Here is an 18,654-nt window from a genome sequence, read left to right on the forward strand (position 1 = left end):
AGTTGGGTAACTGCCGGTTATAGGGCGTCGAGTCGGTTCGTCTCGTGTTAGCGAGCACGAACGAACAGGAGACGTCATGAAGATCTTTATCGCCGGCGCGTCCGGTGCGATCGGTAGGCCCCTTGTCGCCCAACTCGTGGCGCGCGGTCACGAGGTGGTGGGCACGACGCGTTCGGCGGCAAAGACCGGCGCGCTGCGAGCGCTCGGCGCGGAAGCAGTCGTGGTGGACGCGCTCGATGCCGGCGCGGTGGCCGAGGCGGTGGCCAAGGCCCAGCCGGAGGTGATCGTCAATCAGCTCACCGCGATCGGCGGGCGGCCGACGCTTCGAGAGGTCAAGCGGATGGCGGCTGCCACCAACCGGCTGCGTACCGAAGGCACCGACAACCTGTTGGCCGCCGGGCGCGCCGTCGGTGTGCGCACATTCGTGGCGCAGAGCAACGCGATCTGGGTGGAACGTACCCGTGGGCCGGTCGTCGACGAGAACGGCGGACTCGACCCGGACCCGCCCTCGGACGCCGCCCCCGCGGTGGCCGCGCTACGTCACCTGGAGGAGGCGGTGACCGGGATCGGCTGGGCCGACGGCATCGCGATTCGCTACGGTGCCTTCTACGGCCCGGGGACCGGCGTCGAAGAAGCACCGGGCGCCGTCATGGCCGAGCTGGTCCGCAAGCGACGGGTGCCGATCATCGGTGGCGGCGGCGCGACGATGTCGTGGGTGCACATCGACGATGCCGCGTCGGCCACGGTCGCGGCCATCGAGCGCGGCAGGCCGGGTCTCTACCATGTCGCCGACGACGAGCCGGCGCTGGCGCGCGACGTCCTGCCGGTCCTGGCCCGGGCGCTCGGCGCCAAGCCGCCACGCCGGGTGCCGGGCTGGCCGATCCGTTTGGTGGCCGGTCAGGCCCCGGTGCACATGATGACGAAGGGCTGCGGGATCTCCAGCGAGAAGATCAAACGCGAGCTGGGCTGGACGCCGCGGTACCCGAGCTGGCGCACCGGCTTCGCCGAGGGACTGCGTTAGCGCCGCCGGTCACCGATCGCCGGCGGACTCGCGCTCCGCGCAGCCACCGGCCTGCCAGCCCGTGCGTTCGGCCTGACCGGCCGCGGCGCCGTCAGGCCGGGACTGCGCGCCGACCTCGTGCTCCCCGAGGGTCACGCCTCGGCGCGGCTACCGAGCACGGACTGAAGCTGCTCGAGGCTGTCGAACTCGACGAGCTTCGCCGCACCGGCGTCGAGCACCTTCTTGCACGCCGTCCAGCTCTCCATCGGGACGTACGTGTTGTTGTCGAGTGCCTTCACGATGGCCTTCTTGCCCTTGATTTTGCCGAAGATCATCTGCTCGTAGCCTTCCAGACTTGCGCTCACCGGAGCGCCGATCATGCGGGCGAAGTCGTCCTCGCTTCCCTTGAACGCGTTGCCGTCACAGGTGTGCTGGCCGCCGATGACGCAGCGGCTGCCGAACTGGAGGATGCGCGGAGTGCGGCCCGAGTAGGCATGCCAGCCGGCGTGCCGCACTCCACCTCCCTTTGTGAACGCGGACTTGAAGCCCACCGCGGGATCGTCGCGGTAGTTCGACGCCCACAGTGGATCGTCGCCGGTCAACGTGTCGCCGTACGACCAGCGCGGCGCGTACAGCACGACGCCCTTGCCGGTGCGCTGGCGCAGCAGCCGTCCCATCTCCACGCCGTGGGCGGGCGCCACCTGGTCGTACTCCCAGTGCTCCAGGTCCACCTGCCAGAACCAGCCCGGGAAGGTCTTCCACGCCGGAAACTGGCGGGTCGTCTCGCGGATCGCGAAGGTCACCTGGGCCGAGATCGAGCCGTGGCCGTTGTTGCCGGGCGTACGGGGCACGATGTAGGCACCGAGAAACGGGATGCCCGCCGCCTTGGCCGCGTTGAGCATCTGCCCGGCGTGGTTGTGCACGGTCCCTGTGCCGTCGGTCACCTTGTGCGTGAAGAAGCGGATGCCTTCACGCGCCGCCGCCGCGACGTGGGACGGTCGTGCGCCCCGATCCCAGTCGAAGTCGCTCGCGTCCCAGCCGTAGAGCAGCGTGCCCGGCTTCGCGGCCGCCGCCTTTTCGGCGGGTGGCTGTACGCGCTTGGCCGCGGGCGCGCTGCCGAGCTTCCTCTCCGCCGCCTCGATCTGCCTGCGGGACATCGCCGCGTGCACGTGGTTGACATGCGAGTCGCGGGTGCCTGCGTCATAGGCGAAACGGCGACCCTCCTTGATGTAGAAGCCGGTGTCGTCGGAGAACGGCGTGGAGTGGATCAGCTCCAGGGTGATCGACCCGATGTCCTTCTGCCACTGGCGGGCGAAGGCCTGCATGTCGCGCTGGTCCTTGGTGTTGTCTTCCGAGTCGTCGTAGCCGCCGAAGTCGATGGCGGCGGACGGACTCCCGTCAGCCCCGCTCAGCCCGTAGTGGTGGCTGCCATCCGGCCGGGGACCGTGGTCACCGTCCATTGCGGACGTGACGTAGATGTCTTTCTCAGACAGGCCGGCACGCGTCCGGATCGTGTCGGCGATCCTGATGATCCGCTCACCAAGCGGACCCGTCTGTACGTTACGAAGTCGGCGCATAGTCATGCCTGGCCTCCAGTCATAACCGGAACATCAGGCTACAGCGCGGCCCGATCCGGCGGACGGCGTTCCGCTACGGCGCCCGAATGCGAACGAAACAGCCTCCGTCGTAAGCGGTGGGGTGCAACGCTGGTACATATGCGTTGGCTCGCTCTGGCCGCATTGGCGACGCTGGTTCCGCTGGCCGGTTGGGGCGCCCAGCCGGCAACGCCCGAGTGCTGCCCCCCGGCGTCGACGCCACCACCACCGGGGACGCAGCCTTCGACAGACCCACCCGTGACAACCGAACCGCCGGTCACGGATCCGGCGACGGCGCCGGCAGATCCGGTGACGCCGGACCTCCGGTCGGTGCCGCCGCCGCGCGTCCCGGAGGCTCCCGGCGGCGGAGTGGACGGGCCGCCCTGGAGCACCGTCGCCTACGTCGGCGGCGGCGGTGCCCTCCTGGCGGTGATGGGGCTGCTGCTCGTGCCGCTGGCGTACCGGCGGTCGCGGCGGCCGGCCGCCGGCGGCGAGGCGCGGTTCCTGGCCGGGTACCCGCCGCCGCGTGTCACCGCCCGCGACCTGCCGGGCCGCCCGGGTGTCACCGTCACCCTGCGCCTGGCCGCCGACCCCGACCACCGGAGGCCGCCGTGACAAGCCTCGCTCCCCGGTTCTGCGCGTTCGGCGCGGAGCGCGACGTAGCCGCCGCCGTCGCCGAAGAGTTGGGACGGCGAGGCGGGCTGGGCACGTTGAGCCCGGCGCTGCGGACACTCTCGGAAGGCACCCGAGCTGCCGCCGCCAACGAGATCGGCGCCGTCGCGGCGGTCGCATCCACTGTGGACCTCAGCGCCGTTCTGGCGGTGGGCTGGTCCCGCTACGCCGCGCTGCAGAACGCGGGACGGGCGACGAGCGCCGACCCGACCGCCAGCGTCGTCGTCGAGCTGGCCCGGCACGAGATCACGTCCGAGCAGCATCCGTACGTCGACGTGCTGGTCAACGAGGTGCCGGTGGGCCGGGTGAACCTCGAAGTCCGGCTGGAGCTCGTCGTCGTCGGGCTGGCCGCCACGGTACGCGCGGGGCGGGTCGTCAACCTGACCGGCGGCGACTGCGAGGCGACAGCCACGCTCGCGGTGGAGAGGGCGAGGGTGCTGTCGCGATCGTGGCGGCTGGACCTGCCGGCCCAGGTGCCGCTCGGCGCCGGCATCCCCCTGACCCGCACAGCGGCGCACTGAAGCCGGCTCAGCGGCCGATGCCCTGGCTCAACCCCTGGATGAACTGCCGGGAGAAGACCGTGAAGAGCACGATGAGCGGCACCGCGCCGAGCGTCAGCGCGGCGAGCAGCGCCGGGTAGTCGTTGAGGAACTGCCCCACGAACTGCTGCACGCCGAGCGTGACGGTCTGGTGCTCCGGGCTCGGCGCCAGGATGAGCGGAAACCACAGGTCGTTCCAGACCGGCAGCATCGTCACCGAGGCGACGGCGGCCAGGCCGGGCCGGACGAGCGGCAGCGTCAGCCGCAGCGTGCGCAGCTCGCCCGCGCCGTCGATGCGCCCGGCGTCCTTGAGATCCGTGGGCACCGCCCGGAAGTACGTCATCATCAGCGCGACCGCGAGTGGCACGCTCATCGCCGTGTAGACGAGGACCAGCGCGGTGAGCGTGTCCATCAGCCGCCAGGACACGACGAGCTTGAGGATCGGCACGGTGCCCAGGCGGATCGGCAGCATGATGCCGATCGTGAAGAACGCGGCGAGGACCGGGGCCAGCCGCACCTTGTACTCCACGAGCGCGAACGCCGCGAGCGTGCTGAGCACGAGTGTCAGCGCGGTGGTACCGACGGTCACGACCAGGCTGTTGCGGTAGTTGGCGGCGAAGTTGCCCCGCTCGAAGACCCGCTCGTAGCCGGCCACGCTGAAAGTCTCCCGATCCGGCAGCCCGAACGGGTCGGCGAAGATCGCCGGTGTCGTCTTGAACGAGTTCAACACGATGAGGAGTACCGGCGCGATGGCCAGCAGCGCGAAGAGCAGCAGCAGGCCGTGCACCGCGAGCGTGCCGCCCATTGTGGACGGCCGTCGCCCGCGGCGCCGCGCCTCCGGTACCGGTGCGGGCGCGCCGGCACGGGCCGGTGCGAGAACACTCATGCGGTGCCCCTCACAGCTCGTAGGACTTCAGACGGCGGTGCAGCAGCACGAAGTACCCGGCCGTGGTGACCAGGATGAGGAAGAAGATGACGCTCGCCACCGTGGCGCCGAGGTCCAGGTCGGAGACCTGGCCGCTGGAGCCGAAGAACGTGCGGTAGAAGAGCGTGCCGAGGATGTCGGTGCTGTAGTTCGGGCCCGGTGCCGAGCCGTTGAGCGCGAAGACGATGTCGAAGCCGTTGAACGTCCAGATGTAGGTGAGGATCGCGATCAGCCCGAACTGCGGGGCGATGAGCGGAAACTTGACCCGCCAGAACGTGGTCCAGCCGTTCGCGCCGTCGATGCGCGCCGCCTCCAGCACCGGGCCGGGGATCGCCAGCAGCGCGGTGTAGAGGAAAATCATCGGGATGCCGACGTACTGCCACACCGACATCAGGGAGATGGTCGGCAGCGCGGTCCGCTCGTCGCCGAGCAGCGGGTGTTCCACCAGCCCCCACAGTGGGTTGATGATGAGCCGCCAGATGAAGCCGACCACCACGACCGACAAGGTGGTGGGGATGAAGAGCAGCGTGCGGTAGACGGCCGCCGAGCGGCGCAGCCGACCGGAGGTCAGCAGCGCCGCCAGCAACAGTCCCACGGGTACCTCCACCAGCAGGTGGATGGCGAAGAACTCGACGTTGTTGACCAGCGCGTTCCAGAAGCGCTCGCTGGTCGTCGGGTTCGTGAACAGGTAGACGTAGTTGTCGAAGCCGACCCACCGGCTCACGCCCGTGTCGCTGTCGAAGAAGCTCAGGTAGATCGAGCTTGCCAGCGGGTACGCCGCGAACACCGTGTAGACCGCCAGGGCGGGTAGGGTGAACGCCAGCAGGTGCCGGTAGCGGGAGCGCATCGCGGTCACGTCACCTCTGCTGCGGCTTGTACCAGGACTGGAGCCCGGTCTGCAGTTCGCTCGTGGCCGCCTGCGGGGTGAGCCCCTTGGTGTACATGAGCTGCAGCACCCGCCACACCTCGTCGTCGAACGGCGGCGTGCCCGAGCTGAGCCGGTCGAGGCCGAGGCGCGGGGTGAGCTGCGCGCCGGTCTTGAGGTCGGCGAACTGCTGGGCGAGCGGGTTGGTGTACTTCACCGGCTCCTTGCCCATCGAGAAGAACCCGGGCACCTTGTTGGCGTACAGCTGCTGGAACTCGGTGCTCGCCGTCCAGTCGAGGAACTTCTCCGCCTCGGCCTTGTGCTTGCTTGCCGCGTTGATGCCGATCGCCATGTCCGGCATCTCCTGCAGGTACCTCGTGCCGCCCGCGGTGGCCGCCGGTGGGCCGAAGACGCCGATCTCGATGCCGTTTGCGGTGACCTGGTTGATGTCCCACGAGCCGTCCGGCAGCACGGCCGCTTTGCCGAGTGAGAAGAGCTGGGTCATGTCCGCGTACTTGAGGCTCTCGTGGCCCTTGGGCAGGTACGGCCGCCACGCGTCGAAGGCGGCGAACGCGGCCACGAAGTCGGGGTCGGTGACCTTCTTCGTGCCGTCGATGAGGCCCTTGCGCCCCTCCTCGCCCTTCCAGTAGGCGGGGCCGATGCTGTAGAGCCCGTTGTACGCCAGCTGCCACGACTCCGCCGAGCCGAGCGCGAGCGGTTCGTACTTGCCGTTGTCCTTGACCGCCTTGAGCACCGCCAGGAACTCGTCCTGCGTGGTCGGCACCTGGAGGTTGAGCTCGGCGAAGATGTCCTTGTTGTAGAAGAAGCCGGCGAGCACCGACGCGGTGGGCACGCAGTAGCGGCCGCCGTCGTCGCCGGACCACGCTTCGAGTGACTGGGCGTCGAACTTGTCCAGCACCGGCTTGCCGTCGAGCTTCTCGAAGTATCCCTTGCCGATCCACGCGCGGTTGACGTCGTAGGGCCGGCAGGTGATGAGGTCCGGCCCGGTGCCACCGTCCACCTGGGACTGGATCGCCGCGTTGTACTCGTTGGTGTTGATGGGGTTGAACCGCACGTCGATGGTGGGGTTGGCCTTTTCGAACACCGGCAGGATCTCGTCCTGCCACATCGTCAGGTCCTCGGTACGCCAGCTGCCGAGGGTCAGTACGGTCTTGCCGCCGTCGCCGCCTATCGGGCTGGCGGCGTCCGAGCAGGCCGTGAGCCCGAGGCCCACGGCGCTGGCGGCGACCAGCGCAACGGTTCCACGTAGTGCACGCATGAGGCTGCCTCTCTCGCCATCGTCTTGATCTCGCCTGGCTCCCCGTCGACCGGCGCCTGAAGCGGGAGCATACAAGTGCGATCCATCTGGTAACAAGAGGTATTGCTTTTGGTCTGCTGCGTGCTACCTTAGCGGTCCACCGATGACCCATTGGGAGGATGACGTGATCGGAGTCGGCCTGCTCGGCTCGGGCTTCATCGCGGAGACGTACGCCGACGCGCTGCGCGACGTCCGCGATGCCGAACTGGTGGCCTCGTACTCGCGCGGTGAGCAGCGGGCCGCCGCCTTCGCCGCCCGCTGGCCCTCGGTCCGCACCTGGTACACCTCGGTGGAGGAGCTGTGCGCGGACCCGGCGGTGGACCTCGTGGTGATCGCCCTGCCCAACGAGGTGCACCTCGACGCGGTGCGGCACGTCGCCGCGGCCGGCAAGGGTGTCGTGTGCACCAAGCCGCTGGCCCGGACCGGCGCCGAGGCGGCAGAGATCCTGCGGGTCGTCACGGAGGCGGGCGTCTGGCACGGGTACGCCGAAAGCTCGGTGTTCTCGCCGAACGTGGCCAAGGCGCACGAGATGGTCGCGGCCGGCGGCATCGGCGACGTGGTCTGGATGCGCGCCCGCGAGGGGCACTCCGGGCCGCACGCCCCGCATTTCTGGGACGCCGAGGCGGCCGGCGGGGGCGCCCTGCTCGACATGGGCTGCCACACCGTGGAGTCGGCCCGCTGGTTCTTCGGCAAGGACAACCCGGTCACCGAGGTCTTCGCCTGGGGTGCCACGCTCGTGCACGGCGACAAGACCAAGGGCGAGGACTCGGCGATCGCGCTGCTGAAGTTCGCCGGCGGCCAGCTCGCGACCATCGAGTCGTCCTGGGTGGAGAAGGGTGGCATGCAGCTGCGCCACGAGATCGTCGGTAGCGCCGGCCGGCTGGTCACGGACACCGCGTCCACGCCGGTCTGGGGCTTCGTCGGCAACCCGGTCAGCGGCCTCGTGGAGAAGGCGGACGCGGACACCGGCTGGGTGTACCCGGTCCCCGAGGAGACCCGGGCGTACGGCTTCTCGCAGGAGATGCGGCACTTCGTGGAGGCGTTCTCGCGGGGCGAGCCGCCGGTCGAGACGTTCCACGACGGCTGGGTGGTCAACTGCGTCATCGACGCCTGCTACCGGTCCATGGCATCGGGCGTATGGGAACCTGTCAACACGACGGGGCGATAGGCCGGTCTACATTGGTCATCGCAGGTCAGGGGAGGAGCGTGCGCAGGTGAGCGACGAGATGTCGTCCTCGGCCTCGATCAGGCCCGACAACCCGGAGCCCATGTGGCTCCAGGCGGTCAACCTGATCAAGGCGGAGATCGCCAGCGGTGCACTGGAGCCCGGGATGCGGCTGCCCCCGGAGCGCGAGCTCTGCCAGCAGCTCGCGATCAGCCGGGTCACCCTCCGCAAGGCCCTGTCCCAGCTGGTCGAGCAGGGCGTGCTCCGCTCCAGCCACGGCCGAGGGTGGTACGTGGCGGGCACCGCCGCGCCGCCGGCCAAGGACTGGCCGAACAGCCTGGAGTCGTTCACCGAGACCGCCCGGCGGATGGGGCTGAGCGCGACCTCGCGGATCCTGCGCGCCGAGGTGCTGCCGGCCAACCTCGACGAGGCCGAGCGGCTGGTGGTCGCGCCCGGCAGCCCGCTCTTCCACCTCGAGCGGGTGCGGCTGCTGGACGGCGTGCCGATCGCGGTCGACGTCAGCAAGGTGCCCGCGCAGCTCGCGCCCCACCTGACCGAGAAGGACTTCACCACCGGCTCGCTCTACGAGGAGCTCGTCGAGGCCGGCCTCGACCTGCGCCGCGCCGACACGACGATCCAGGCCACCGGTGCCGACCCGCACATCGCCAAAAACCTCGACATCGACGTCGACAAGCCGATCCTCGTGATGGACCAGGTCGTCGTCGACAGCAACGAGCGACCCCTGTTCACCTCGACGATCCGGTACAGCGGCGAGCGCTACCGCCTGCGCACGTTCTTCGCCCGCGGCGGCGCCTGAGCCCTGCCCATTTCCGCATCCGGTGTACCCCCGTGCGCCCACCAGTGGTATGCGGTGGTATTCACCAATGTAGTCAACTGGAGTGATCCGTGACAGCTGCCCTAGCCACGGTCCGCGCCGACGAGTTCGAGCGGTGCCGGAAGGTCCTGTTCGCGGCCGGACTGGCCACTTCGGACACCCACTTCTCGTACGTCGGCCTGCTGGAGCCGGACAAGCGACTGCTCGCCACCGGGCAGGCGCCCCGGCAGCTGCGCGCCCTGCTCATCGACATGCGCACCGGCGAGTCGCACGACGTGGTGGTCGACCCGGCAGCTGACCGTGTGGTCAGTCAGCGGCGGATCGACCCGGACCGCGACGGCGCGGTACCGGTCGTCGTGCGCGAGTTCGGGTACGTCGAAGAGGTCGTGCACCGCGACGAGCGCTGGCTGGCGGCGATGCGCCGGCGCGGCCTCACCGACCTGTCCCAGCTGCGGGTCAACCCGCTCTCGGCCGGCGTGCTCGCGGAAGGCGAGCGCGGGCGCCGGATCCAGCGCTGCTTCACCTTCGTCCAGCGCACGCCCGAGGACCTCGGCTGGGCCCACCCGGTCGACGGTGTCGTCGCGATGGTCGACGTGGTCACCGGCGAGGTGCTCGACGTCGTCGACCACGTCGACCTGCCGGTACCGGCCGAGGACGGCAACTTCCACCTGTACGACGGCCCGCGCCGGGCCGGGCTGCGGCCGATCGAGATCACCCAACCCGAGGGCCCGAGCTTTGACATCGACGCCGACCAGGTGCTCACCTGGGCCGGCTGGAGCCTGCAGATCGGTTTCGACCAGCGCGAGGGCCTCGTGCTGCACGACATCGGCATCACCGACGGCGACCGGGTACGCCCGATCGTCCACCGCGCGTCGATCGCCGAGATGGTCGTGCCGTACGGCGACCCGAGCCCGCAACGGTGGTTCCAGAACTTCTTCGACTGCGGCGAGTACCTGCTCGGCGGGTACGCCAACTCCCTCGAGCTCGGCTGCGACTGCGTCGGGGAGATCACCTACCTGGACGCGGTGGTCGCCGGCAATGACGGCCACGCGCGCACCATCCCGCAGGCGATCTGCGTGCACGAGGAGGACTACGGCATCCTCTGGAAGCACACCGACAACTGGAACGGCTCGTCCGACTCGCGCCGCCAGCGCCGCCTCGTGGTGTCGTTCTTCGTCACCGTCGGCAACTACGACTACGGCTTCTACTGGTACTTCTACCTCGACGGCACGATCGAGTTCGAGGTGAAGGCGACCGGAGTGGTCTTCACCTCCGCCTATCCAGGCCCCGGCTACGCGTACGCCACCGAGATCGCGCCCGGGCTCGGCGCGCCACACCACCAGCACCTGTTCAGCGCGCGGCTGGACATGGCGGTCGACGGGCCGGTCAACGCGGTCGACGAGATCGACGCGGTGCTGGTGCCGCGCGGCCCGGCCAACCCGACCGGCACCGGCTTCACCCCGGTGGTGACCCGGCTGCGCACCGAGTCGCAGGCGCAGCGGCTGGCCGACAACGGCAAGGGCAGGATCTGGTTCATCTCCAACCCCACCGTCCACAACAGACTCGGCCAGCCGGTTGGCTACACCCTCCACCCGCAAGGGCAACCGGTGCTGCTCGCCGACGCCGAGTCGGACATCCACCGGCGGGCCACCTTCGCCACGAAGCACCTGTGGGTCACCGCGTACGACCCGGCCGAGCTCTATCCCGCCGGTGACCTTGTCAACATGCACCCCGGCGGGGCTGGGCTGCCCGCCTGGACGGCCGCCGACCGCGACATCGACGGCGCGGACATCGTCGTGTGGCACACGTTCGGCCTCACCCACTTTCCACGGCCGGAGGACTGGCCGGTGATGCCGGTCGACACCACCGGGTTCACGCTCAAGCCGTACGGCTTCTTCGGCCGCAACCCCACCCTCGACGTGCCGCCTTCGGCGGCCGCCCACTGCCACAGCCACCACCACTAGACAAGGGCGCAGATGCACGACTACATCACGTTCGCGGAGGCGAGGGCGGGCCAGGCACGGGCGCTCGAGGACGCGATCGGCACGCTGACCACGGCCGTACGCGCCCAGCGGGACGCCGGCGGACTGCGCGGGCCGGGCCCGGTCTTCGTCGGCATCGGCGCGAGCCTGGCGGCGGCCTGCGCTCCGGTGTGGACACTGCGCCTGCGGGGCGTGCACGCGTGGCGGCTCGGGGCCGGTGACCACCCGCTGCCCTACCCGGCTTCGCCGCATCCAGTGGTCGGCGTGTCGCAGAGCGGCCGCAGCGCCGAGACGCTCGCGGTGCTCGGCTCGGTCGAGCCGCGGCGCCGGTACGCGGTCGTCAACGCCCACCCCTCGCCGATCTCCGCCGCCGTCGCGCACCGCCTGGAGCTGGGCAACATTCCGGACAGCTACGCCTCCACCATCGGGTACACGGCCACGGTCGCCGCCCTCGGCATGCTCGCCGAGGTGTGGGACGGTGGTGAGGTCGACCCCGGCTGGGCCCGGCTGCCGGAGCTGTTCCGGTGGACCGAGAAGGTGGTGGGGGAGCGGGCCGCCTCGCTCGCCGAGAGCTTCCGCGACGCCCGCTCGGCCGACTTCGTGGGCGCCGGCCCCTCGGTCGGCTCCGCGGAGGCGGGCGCGCTGCTGCTGCGCGAGGTCGCGCGGGTGCCGTCCGCCGCGATGAGCACCCGGCAGTACCTGCACGGCGCGATGGAGTCGGCCGGAGACGGCGTTCACGTGCTCTTCGGCGACGACCGCGAGGTCGCGCTGGCGCACACGCTCGCCGGCGCCGGCCACCGCGTGGTACTCGTCTCCGCGGCCGACGTGCCGGAGCAGCGCGGCATTCGCGCGGTCAAGCTGCCGGCCGTGCCGCCCAACCAGCGGGCGGTGCTGGAGGCGCTGGTCATGCAGGTGCTCGCCGCCGCCGTCGCCGGGGTGCGCGGCGTCGACGTCGAGGAGTTCGTGTTTCACAACAACGACATCAAGGTCGAGGCGTGAGCGCCGCTATCGCCGGGATCGACGCGGGCGGCACCAAGACCACGATCCTTGTCGAGGCGCTCGACGGCCGCCGGGTGGCCACAGTGGACATACCGTCGACGGGCTGGAACGCCGAGCCGGTCGAGGCCGGCGCCGGCTGGATCGACGCCGCCCTGCGCCGCGCCACACCGCCCGGGTGCGAGGTGGTGGCGCTCGGGGTCGGTGCGCAGGGGCTCGACTCGACAGCCCTGGCGCACGCCTTCACCGCGGCGCTCGCTGCCCGCGGCCACCGCGCGGTCGCGGTCAATGACGCCGCCCTTCTGGTACCGGCGGCCGGGCTCGACGACGGCATCGGCGTGATCTCCGGTACCGGCGCGATCGGCGTGGGCCGCGACGCGTCCGGCCAGTGGCTCTTTACCGGCGGGTGGGGCGCGGTCATCGGCGACGAGGGTGGCGCGGCCGGCCTGGTCCGCGAGGCCACCCGCCTGGCGCTGGGCGCCCACGACGACGGCGAGCCGGACGACGGGCTGCTCTCCGCGCTGTGCGACGCGTTCGGGGCCGGCACCGCCGAGCGGCTCGCCCGCGCCGTCAACGACGAACCCACGACCGACAACTGGGGGCCGCGCGCCCCGGCGGTCTTCGCCGCCGCCGACCGCGGCTCGGCGCTGGCCGCCCGCGCGGTCCAGGATGCCGCCGACCATCTGTCCACACTGGTCGACCAGCTCGTGCGCCGGGGCGCGGCCGGCGGTGACGTGGTCGCCGCCGGCGGCGTGGTCACCCACCAGCCCCGGCTGTACGAGGCGTTCGCCAGCCGGGTCGCCGCGCGCCACCCCGACCTCACCGTCCACCTTCTCACCGGACCACCCGCGGCCGGCGCGCTGGCACTGGCCCGCCGGCTGGTCACACCCTGAAGGGAGCCCCGATGCCCATCGCGACCGTCAACCCGGCGACCGGACAGACCCTCAAGACGTTCGAGGCGCACACCGCGGAGCAGGTCGAGCGGATCCTCGCCCGCGCGCACGCCACGAACGGCGCGCTCGCGGCCACCACGTTCGCCCAGCGCGGCGCGTGGATGCGGCGCGCCGCGGACCTCCTCGACGCCGAGGCGGCCGAGCTCGCCGCGCTCATCGCCACCGAGATGGGCAAGACGCTGCCGACCGCCGCGTACGAGGTGGCGAAGTCGGCCCGGGGCATGCGCCACTACGCCGAGCACGCCGAGGCGTACCTCGCCGACGAGCGGCCGGTGCCGCCCGCCGAGGTCGGCGCCTCGGACGCCCGCGTGGTGTACCAGCCGCTTGGCACGATCCTCGCCGTCATGCCGTGGAACTACCCGTTCTGGCAGGTCATCCGCTTCGCCGCGCCGGCCCTGATGGCCGGCAACACGGCGCTGCTCAAGCACGCGTCGAGCGTGCCGCAGTGCGCGCTCTATCTTGGCGAGCTGTTCACCCGCGCCGGCTTCCCCGCCGGCGCCTTCCAGACGCTTCTGCTGGAGGCCGCCCGTACGACGAGGCTCCTCGACGACCCGCGGGTGCGGGCGGTCACGCTCACCGGCTCGGTCGGCGCGGGCGCGGCGGTCGCGGAGGCGGCCGGCCGCAACATCAAGAAGAGCGTGCTGGAGCTCGGCGGCACCGACGTGTTCATCGTCCTGCCGTCCGCCGACGTCGCCAAGGCGGCCGAGGCGGGCGTCGCCTCCCGCACCCAGAACAGTGGGCAGAGCTGCATCGCCGCCAAGCGCTTCTACGTGCACGAGGCGGTGTACGCGGAGTTCGAGGAGCGGTTCGTCGCCGGTATGGCCGCGCAGAAGGCCGGCGACCCGTTCGCCGCGGACACGTCGTTCGGGCCGCTCGCCACCGAGCAGGGCCGCGCCGACGCGCACGCGCTCGTCGAGGACGCCCGGTCCAAGGGGGCGACCGTGCGTACCGGTGGTGCCGTCCCGGACGGGCCGGGCTGGTTCTACCCGGCGACCGTCCTGACCGGAGTGACGCCGCGGATGCGCATCTACCGCGAGGAGTGCTTCGGCCCCGTGGCCTGCCTCTATCCGGTGCGCGACCTCGCCGAGGCGGTCGAGCGGGCCAACGACTCGCCGTTCGGGCTCAGCTCCAGCGTCTGGACCAGCGACCCCGACGAGATCACCGCGCTCGCCGCGAGGATCGAGGCGGGCGCGGTGTTCGTCAACGGCAACACCGCGTCGTTCCCCCAGCTGCCGTTCGGCGGGATCAAGGACTCCGGGTACGGGCGGGAGCTGTCCGGATTCGGCATCCGCGAGTTCGTCAACGTCAAGACGGTGTGGGTCAGCTGACGACGCGGTGCCCGGCGCGGGGCGTCACGCCGACCGCCAGGCGGCGATCTTGGCCAGGTCGGTGAGCGCGGCGCGGGCGTCCGGGTGGATCGGCGTCTGGTCGAGCGCCGCCAGGGCTGCGGCGACCCGCTCGGCGATCATCTCCTCGACCCGGTCGACCGCGCCACTTCGCCGTACCGCCGCCGCCGTCTGGCTGGGGGTCGGGTCGCCGTCGGGTCCTTCGGCGAGGGACCTGGCCAGCTGCGAGACGACGGTCGCTTTGTGGCCGGCGCTGTCGTCACCGACGGGCTTGCCGGTTTCGGCCGGGTCGCCGGTCAGGCCGAGCAGGTCGTCGCGGAGTTGGAACGCCTCGCCGACGGCCAGCCCGTAGCCGGTGTAGGCGCGGTGGAGGCTGTCGCCCGGTGGCGCGCCGGCCAGAGCCGCGCCGTAATGCAGCGGACGCACGGTGGTGTAGCTGGCGGTCTTGAGCCGGATCGTGAGCAGGGAACGCTCCACGGTCCATGCCGGCTGGGCGCCGCCGAGCAGGTCCAGAAACTGGCCGGCGATCGCCTCCAGGCGCATCCGGTCGTAGCAGGCCCGGGCCGCGGCGAGCCGGTGGCCGGGCAGGGCGCTGGCGGCGATCAGCTGGTCGGCCCAGACCAGGCACAGGTCGCCGACCAGGATCGCCGCGCCGTCCCCGAACCGGTCCGCCTCGCCGCGCCATCCCTGGCCGGTGTGCAGGTTGGCGAACGCCCGGTGGGTGGTGGGCCGGCCGCGCCGGGTCGCCGACGCGTCCATCACGTCGTCGTGCACGAGCGCGAACGCGTGCAGAAACTCCAGCGCCGCCAGGGCGGGCAGCACGGTGTCGACCGGCGCCGCCGGCCCGGCCACGCCGCGCCAGCCCCAGTAGGCGAACGTGGGACGAAGACGCTTGCCTCCGCCCAGCACCGCGTCGCGGGCGGCGTCCGCCAGCCAGCACAGCGCTGAATCCCACGCGGCCAAGGTGGCCGTCGAGGTGGCCAGGAAGTCGGCCAGGACCTCGTCGACCAGGCCTGGGATGTTGATCGTCCCCGCCGCTGGGGGAGTGGCCACGAGATTCTCCGTCATCACCAAACCGTAACGCGTATAGCGCACTCGCGTCGGTTTCCGCGTCGAAATCGGCTATCGTGGGTCCGCTCATCGCCCGCGACCTCTGGACGTTCGCCCGTGTTCGAGCCTGAACGTTCCCGAACGTCTCGGATCGAAGTCTGGCGTCACGTTGTTGTTTCCGTTACCGATGTAACCGAAACGACATCAGCCGATGTCCGGACCAGAGGGGCGAGATTTGGTGACTGGACATTTCAGGACAAAGAAGGTGCGCTGGTTCACGGTTGCTGTGGTGGCCGCGCTGGCAGCACTCGGTAGCGTCGTGGTCATCTCGTCGCCGGCCACCGCTGCCACCCGCCAGTTTCGAGGGATGAACTGGGCCGTACTGGGCGACAACTTCAGCACCGGCCCGCTCGTCCTACACGGCCTGAGCCAGTCCGACAGCAACGCGACGGTGCAGGCCAAGGCGAACGCCCTCTACGACGACATGGCCACCACGATGGGGGTCAACACCGTCCGGCTGCCGGTCAACACCCACACGGTGGGTACGACATGGTGGAACGCCTACCGGGGCGCCATCGACGCGGCGATCGCCCGTGGGTTCAAGGTCATCCTCGCCTACTGGGAGGACGGTGCCGCCTCCGGCGGCCGGATCACCAACCTCGCGGCGTGGAACACGATGTGGTCCACGGTGACCAACGCCTACGGCTCGAACACCAACGTGTACTTCGAGCCGATGAACGAGCCGCACGGGTACAGCTCGGCGGAGTGGCGCGACGTCGCCGCCAACTGGCTCAGCTACCACTACTCCGCGGTGCCGGGCCGGGTGCTCATCGGCGGTACCGGCTTCAGTCAGGACCTGCGGGACGTCTGCAACGACAGCCGCTTCAGTGGAACGCTGTTCTCCTTCCACCACTACGCGTTCTTCTACGGCGCGATGACGTACGACGCGTTCCGCAGCCACATCCAGACCCGCCTGGGCAACTGCGCCTCCCGCGCGGTTGCCACCGAGTTCGGCGCGCCGATGGACAACGGCCTCAACTACGGCGACGCGAACAGCACCGACAACTTCGTGCGCCACATCCGGGCCATGGCCCAGGTCATGCGCGACAACCAGATGGGCGGCACCTACTGGCCGGCCCTCGGCGGCAAGCCCGGCAACATCGGCTACGACTGGTACTCGATGTTCGCCCTCAGCGGCAGCGGCACCAACCTCAACCTGACCATCCGCAACACCTCCGGCGCCGACCGCATCCGCTACGCCTGGGGCGACACCGTCGGCGGCGGCACCACGCCACCGCCCGCCACGTTCTACCGGGTCAACGCGCGTCACAGCGGCAAGGCCATGGACGTCCAGTCACCCAACACGGACAACGGCTCGCGCGTCGGCCAGTACACGTACAACGGCAACGCGTGGCAGCAGTGGCAGTTCCAGGACGCCGGTAGCGGCTACTGGCGCCTCATCAGCCGGCACAGCGGAAAGTGCCTCGACGTGGTGAGCGCCTCCACCGCCGACGGTGCCGACCTCATCCAGTACACCTGTGGAAGCGGCACCAACCAGCAGTTCCAGATGGTCGCCAACGGCAGCTACTTCCAGCTGCGGGCGCGGCACAGCGGCAAGTGCGTGGACGTGCCGTCGGCGTCGACCGCGGACGGCGTGGTCCTCAAGCAGTATCCGTGCAACACGGGCACGAACCAGCAGTGGTCGCGCACGGCCGTCTGACGGTCGTCCCGACACCCTTCCGTTGTACCCACACTCCCGGTGCCGAGCGCTCGGCACCGGGAGTGCCGTCTGTGGTCCACGTCATGCGGCGTGGCTGTCACAGGGATCAGGTTGCCAACGCCTGATGATCGACAGCCAATGCCGACAGGACGGAAGACATCATGGGCAAGACCGGGTTGCGCGGCTTGCTGAACAGGGTCCTTCCCGACCACTGGTCCCTGCTGCTGGGCCAGATCGCGCTGTACTCGTTCATCGTGTTGCTGGTCACCGGCGCGTTCCTCGCGTTCTTCTTCGAGCCGTCGATGGAGGAGGTGGTGTACGACGGGTCGTACACGCCGCTGCGAGGAGTGCGCATGTCCGCGGCCTATTCCTCCACTTTGGACATCTCGTTCGACGTCCGCGGTGGTCTGCTCATGCGCCAGATGCACCACTGGGCGGCGCTGCTGTTCATGGCATCGCTCCTGCTGTACCTGCTGCGCGTCTTCTTCACCGGTGCGTTCCGCAAGCCGCGGACGTCGAGCTGGGTCGTCGGCCTCCTGCTCTTCTGGACCGGCCTCTTCACCAGCTACACCGGCTACATGGCCATGGACGACGGCCAGTCCGCCGCCGGCATGCGGATCCTGTCGGCCATCCTCCTGTCGATACCCGTGGTCGGCACCTGGCTGACAACCTCCATCTTCGGCGGCGAGTTTCCCGGCGACGTGATAATCGGCCGCCTCTCCTTCCTGCACACGCTGCTGCTCCCCGGTCTGCTCATCGGGCTGGCGGCCGTCCAAGCCGTACTGGCGTGGCGGCGCAGGCCGAGCCAGTGGCCGGGACCGGGCCGCACCGAAGAGAACGTCGTGGGCCAGCGCCTGTTTCCCGGCCACGTGGTGAAACAGGCCGGCCTGTTCACGCTGGTGTGCGCGGTCCTCGCGCTGCTCGGCGGCTTGCTCCAGATCAACCCGGTCTGGCTCGCCGGACCCGCACACGCCGCGACGGTGTCGGCGGCGTCGCAGCCGGCCTGGTACGTCATGTTTCTCGACGGAGCGGTCCGGCTGATGCCGCCCTGGGAGGTCACGATCCCGATCGGTGACGGGTATGCCATCGCACCCATCTTCTGGGCGGCGGTGGTGCTGCCGGGCATCCTGTTCATGCTCCCGATGACGTACCCGTTCGTCGAGGCGCGCGTGCGCCGGGACCGCCGCGAGCACCATCTGCTCGAGCGGCCCCGGGACGCTCCGACCCGCACCGCGCTCGGCGCCATGGCCGTCACCTTCTATCTCGTGCTGACCGCCGCGGGCGCCGCCGACCTCATCGCCCTCTCGTTCCACATCAGCACGAACGCGATGACCTGGGCCGGTCGCATCGGGCTGCTGCTCCTGCCGCCGGCCGCGTACTGGCTCACCCGCCGGATCTGCCTCGGCCTGCAGCAGCACGACCGCCAGGTACTGGCGCACGGCGTGGAGACCGGCATCATCCGGCGACAGGCGGACGGCGGGTTCACCGAAGTACATCAGCCGCTGTCCACCCCCGACCACCGCGGCCGCGCCGGCCTGCCGTACGCCGGGTGGGTGGTGCCGAAGAAGATGAACCGCCTCGGCGCGCTCAGGCCCGCCATCAAGGGCTTCTTCACACCGGTCGAACAACCAGCCCGTGGCCCGGACTGCCCCCGCCCGTAACCGCGTGTCGGGTGGGGGAGGGATGTGCAAAA

The 18,654-nt window shown here is 70.5% G+C and carries 16 protein-coding genes; 11 read left to right on the forward strand and 5 right to left on the reverse strand.

Annotation, left to right across the window (positions count from 1 at the left end; translation table 11 throughout):
* Positions 1–76: 76 nt before the first annotated feature.
* Positions 77–1,021, forward strand: a complete 945-nt coding sequence (locus Phou_RS28020; protein WP_173061062.1) for an NAD-dependent epimerase/dehydratase family protein — start codon at positions 77–79, stop codon at positions 1,019–1,021.
* A gap of 131 nt (positions 1,022–1,152) precedes the next feature.
* On the opposite strand, the gene Phou_RS28025 is transcribed toward Phou_RS28020, so the two are convergent.
* The gene (locus Phou_RS28025) at positions 1,153–2,583 is read right to left on the reverse strand and encodes a glycoside hydrolase family 25 domain-containing protein (RefSeq protein ID WP_173061065.1); all 1,431 of its coding nucleotides are present in this window, start codon (positions 2,581–2,583) and stop codon (positions 1,153–1,155) included.
* A gap of 321 nt (positions 2,584–2,904) precedes the next feature.
* On the opposite strand from Phou_RS28025, the gene Phou_RS28030 reads away from it, so the two are divergent.
* Entirely contained in the window at positions 2,905–3,210 is a 306-nt protein-coding gene (locus tag Phou_RS28030; RefSeq protein ID WP_173061068.1) for a hypothetical protein, read from the forward strand.
* Positions 3,207–3,788 (forward strand): hypothetical protein, encoded by a 582-nt coding sequence (locus Phou_RS28035; protein WP_173061071.1) that lies wholly within the window; start codon positions 3,207–3,209, stop codon positions 3,786–3,788. The genes Phou_RS28030 and Phou_RS28035 overlap by 4 nt, the downstream gene beginning before the upstream one ends.
* Positions 3,789–3,795: 7 nt before the next feature.
* Here Phou_RS28035 and Phou_RS28040 read toward each other — a convergent pair whose 3' ends face one another.
* From Phou_RS28040 to Phou_RS28050, 3 genes are read right to left on the reverse strand one after another with little or no spacing between them, the layout of a single operon-like run.
* Positions 3,796–4,692: a carbohydrate ABC transporter permease gene (locus tag Phou_RS28040; RefSeq protein ID WP_218579226.1), complete on the reverse strand. Its 897-nt coding sequence runs from the start codon at positions 4,690–4,692 to the stop codon at positions 3,796–3,798.
* A 10-nt stretch (positions 4,693–4,702) separates the two neighbouring features.
* Entirely contained in the window at positions 4,703–5,578 is an 876-nt protein-coding gene (locus Phou_RS28045; protein ID WP_173064632.1) for a carbohydrate ABC transporter permease, read from the reverse strand.
* Between the two features lie 10 nt (positions 5,579–5,588).
* Positions 5,589–6,875: an ABC transporter substrate-binding protein gene (locus Phou_RS28050; RefSeq protein ID WP_173061073.1), complete on the reverse strand. Its 1,287-nt coding sequence runs from the start codon at positions 6,873–6,875 to the stop codon at positions 5,589–5,591.
* Between the two features lie 142 nt (positions 6,876–7,017).
* Here Phou_RS28050 and Phou_RS28055 point away from each other — a divergent pair, with 142 nt between their 5' ends.
* The 6 genes from Phou_RS28055 (at position 7,018) to aldh (ending at position 14,173) form a co-directional block, all read left to right on the forward strand.
* Positions 7,018–8,082, forward strand: a complete 1,065-nt coding sequence (locus tag Phou_RS28055; protein WP_218579228.1) for a Gfo/Idh/MocA family protein — start codon at positions 7,018–7,020, stop codon at positions 8,080–8,082.
* Positions 8,083–8,128: 46 nt separating this feature from the next.
* The gene (locus tag Phou_RS28060; protein ID WP_246273905.1) at positions 8,129–8,896 is read left to right on the forward strand and encodes a GntR family transcriptional regulator; all 768 of its coding nucleotides are present in this window, start codon (positions 8,129–8,131) and stop codon (positions 8,894–8,896) included.
* Positions 8,897–8,985: 89 nt separating this feature from the next.
* Positions 8,986–10,878 carry a primary-amine oxidase gene (locus Phou_RS28065; RefSeq protein WP_173061079.1) on the forward strand — a complete coding sequence of 631 codons (1,893 nt, stop codon included), beginning with the start codon at positions 8,986–8,988 and terminating at the stop codon, positions 10,876–10,878.
* 12 nt (positions 10,879–10,890) lie between these two features.
* The gene (locus Phou_RS28070; RefSeq protein ID WP_173061082.1) at positions 10,891–11,895 is read left to right on the forward strand and encodes an SIS domain-containing protein; all 1,005 of its coding nucleotides are present in this window, start codon (positions 10,891–10,893) and stop codon (positions 11,893–11,895) included.
* Complete coding sequence (locus Phou_RS28075; protein WP_218579229.1) at positions 11,892–12,785, forward strand: N-acetylglucosamine kinase; 894 nt, start codon at positions 11,892–11,894, stop codon at positions 12,783–12,785. The genes Phou_RS28070 and Phou_RS28075 overlap by 4 nt, the downstream gene beginning before the upstream one ends.
* An 11-nt stretch (positions 12,786–12,796) precedes the next feature.
* Entirely contained in the window at positions 12,797–14,173 is a 1,377-nt protein-coding gene (aldh, locus tag Phou_RS28080; RefSeq protein ID WP_173061085.1) for an aldehyde dehydrogenase AldH, read from the forward strand.
* A 24-nt stretch (positions 14,174–14,197) separates the two neighbouring features.
* Here aldh and Phou_RS28085 read toward each other — a convergent pair whose 3' ends face one another.
* On the reverse strand, positions 14,198–15,259 hold the full coding sequence (locus Phou_RS28085) for a polyprenyl synthetase family protein (RefSeq protein WP_173061088.1): 1,062 nt from the start codon (positions 15,257–15,259) through the stop codon (positions 14,198–14,200).
* Positions 15,260–15,530: 271 nt separating this feature from the next.
* On the opposite strand from Phou_RS28085, the gene Phou_RS28090 reads away from it, so the two are divergent.
* Both Phou_RS28090 and qcrB read left to right on the forward strand, forming a co-directional pair.
* Entirely contained in the window at positions 15,531–16,961 is a 1,431-nt protein-coding gene (locus Phou_RS28090; RefSeq protein WP_246273906.1) for an RICIN domain-containing protein, read from the forward strand.
* Positions 16,962–17,119: 158 nt separating this feature from the next.
* Positions 17,120–18,622 (forward strand): cytochrome bc1 complex cytochrome b subunit, encoded by a 1,503-nt coding sequence (qcrB, locus tag Phou_RS28095; protein WP_443094376.1) that lies wholly within the window; start codon positions 17,120–17,122, stop codon positions 18,620–18,622.
* The last annotated feature ends 32 nt before the right edge of the window (positions 18,623–18,654 follow it).

This window comes from Phytohabitans houttuyneae, from assembly GCF_011764425.1.
Classification (GTDB): domain Bacteria; phylum Actinomycetota; class Actinomycetes; order Mycobacteriales; family Micromonosporaceae; genus Phytohabitans; species Phytohabitans houttuyneae.

What these genes read in the sequence shown, in the direction of transcription:
- Phou_RS28020 (WP_173061062.1), top strand. Translation starts at nt 77, where the DNA reads ATGAAGATCTTTATCGCCGGCGCGTCCGGTGCGATCGGTAGGCCCCTT.
- Phou_RS28025 (WP_173061065.1), bottom strand. Translation starts at nt 2,583, where the DNA reads ATGACTATGCGCCGACTTCGTAACGTACAGACGGGTCCGCTTGGTGAG.
- Phou_RS28040 (WP_218579226.1), bottom strand. Translation starts at nt 4,692, where the DNA reads ATGAGTGTTCTCGCACCGGCCCGTGCCGGCGCGCCCGCACCGGTACCG.
- Phou_RS28045 (WP_173064632.1), bottom strand. Translation starts at nt 5,578, where the DNA reads ATGCGCTCCCGCTACCGGCACCTGCTGGCGTTCACCCTACCCGCCCTG.
- Phou_RS28050 (WP_173061073.1), bottom strand. Translation starts at nt 6,875, where the DNA reads ATGCGTGCACTACGTGGAACCGTTGCGCTGGTCGCCGCCAGCGCCGTG.
- Phou_RS28055 (WP_218579228.1), top strand. Translation starts at nt 7,018, where the DNA reads ATGACCCATTGGGAGGATGACGTGATCGGAGTCGGCCTGCTCGGCTCG.
- Phou_RS28070 (WP_173061082.1), top strand. Translation starts at nt 10,891, where the DNA reads ATGCACGACTACATCACGTTCGCGGAGGCGAGGGCGGGCCAGGCACGG.
- aldh (WP_173061085.1), top strand. Translation starts at nt 12,797, where the DNA reads ATGCCCATCGCGACCGTCAACCCGGCGACCGGACAGACCCTCAAGACG.
- Phou_RS28085 (WP_173061088.1), bottom strand. Translation starts at nt 15,259, where the DNA reads ATGACGGAGAATCTCGTGGCCACTCCCCCAGCGGCGGGGACGATCAAC.